We start from the raw sequence: 1,396 nt of genomic DNA, 5'->3' as shown, positions 1-1,396 counted from the left end.
GGTGAGGTCGACGAAGTCGGCGCCGACGAGCGGCGAGACTGCGGCCAGATCGAGGTGGTCCGCGATCAGCACACCCGTCCCGGTCGGCCACTCGGGCCGGAGGGAGCCGTTGGCATTGGTGAGGACGCAGACCCGGGCACCGCAGGCCGCCGCCGTCCGTACGCCGTGCGCGACCGCCGCGGGCCCATGGCCCTCGTAGAGGTGGGTGCGCCCGCTCAGGACGAGCACGTGCGCGACGTCCCCGGACCCGGCGGTCAACGGGATCGAGGCGACCTGACCCGCGTGCCCGGGTGCCGCCGGCGGGAAGAATCCTGGGAGGTCGGCTGCCGGCACCTGCCAGCTCGGGGTGCCGATGACGTCGACCGCACCGGTCCACCCCGACCCGAGGACGACGGCGGCGTCGTGCCGCTCCACCCCGCTCGCCGAGATGATCCGGCTCGCCGCCGACAGAGCGGCCTCGTCACGCATGGACGAATCTTGGCACGCGCGCGCCTCGCGCGGGGAACAGCGGGCGACGACGCAGGTGCCCCATAAATCCTCGCCTAAACGCACGAAAAATAGGAGCACTTCCGGTCTAGACGTGCGTGCCCGCCAATGCCTAAGTTGGGCCGCGGTGCGTCTCGTTCCCCCCCACAACCATCTGTGGGACAGGGCGACGCGTTCACCCCGGGCCAGTCCGGCCCGTCCCACCGTTGCATGAAGGGGAGAAGTCTTTGAGACGTCTCAGCACTGCACTCGTCACCCTCGGCGTCGCGGCCTCGTTCGGCGCCGTCTACGCCGCACCAGGATCCGCCGAACCCGCTCCGCCGGTCACCGCTGCGGACCGCACCGGCAAGGCCCACGAGCTGCCCAACCCGCTCGAGGACAAGCGACGGGCTCTCCGCGAGGAGGCCATCACGTCGGTCGTCAACGGCGAGGCGAAGCCCGTCACCAAGAACGGCTCCAAGGTCGTCAAGGTCGGCAAGTCGTACGCGCCCGCCGACGCCGCCGCCCAGAAGACCAAGAAGGGCCGCAAGGCCCTCGCAGCGGCCAAGGGCCCCAAGGCCCAGAAGCAGGACCAGTACGTCGAGCTCTCCCAGGAGCGGGCCGACAAGGTCTTCGTCATCCTCGCCGAGTTCGGCGACCAGCGTCACCCGGACTACCCCGACGACGGCTGGGACGACTTCGACCCCGACGTCGCCGAGCCGCAGCGCTTCGACGGCCCGCTGGTCAACCAGATCCCCGAGCCCGACCGGACCAAGGACAACTCCACGGTCTGGCAGCCGAACTACGACCGCCAGCACTACCAGGACATCTACTTCGGCGACGGCAAGGGCGACGAGTCGGTGAAGACGTACTACGAGGCGCAGTCCTCGGGTCGCTACACCGTCGACGGCACCGTGTCGGACTGGGTGAA

Annotated in this window: 1 protein-coding gene and 1 pseudogene; one reads left to right on the top strand and one right to left on the bottom strand. The window is 70.0% G+C overall.

The window, feature by feature from the left end; all coding sequences use genetic code 11:
- Positions 1–468: pseudogene (locus tag PV363_RS17780) on the bottom strand (purine-nucleoside phosphorylase); the annotation flags it as partial.
- A gap of 245 nt (positions 469–713) precedes the next feature.
- Between PV363_RS17780 and PV363_RS17775 the strand changes: the two are divergent.
- On the top strand, positions 714–1,396 hold a 683-nt coding region (locus tag PV363_RS17775), incomplete at its 3' end, for an immune inhibitor A domain-containing protein (RefSeq protein WP_301023090.1).

Source organism: Mumia sp., assembly GCF_028803055.1.
Lineage (GTDB): Bacteria > Actinomycetota > Actinomycetes > Propionibacteriales > Nocardioidaceae > Mumia.
The sequence above is the reverse complement of the archived record's forward strand: the minus strand, read 5'-3'. Positions and strand labels throughout refer to the sequence as shown.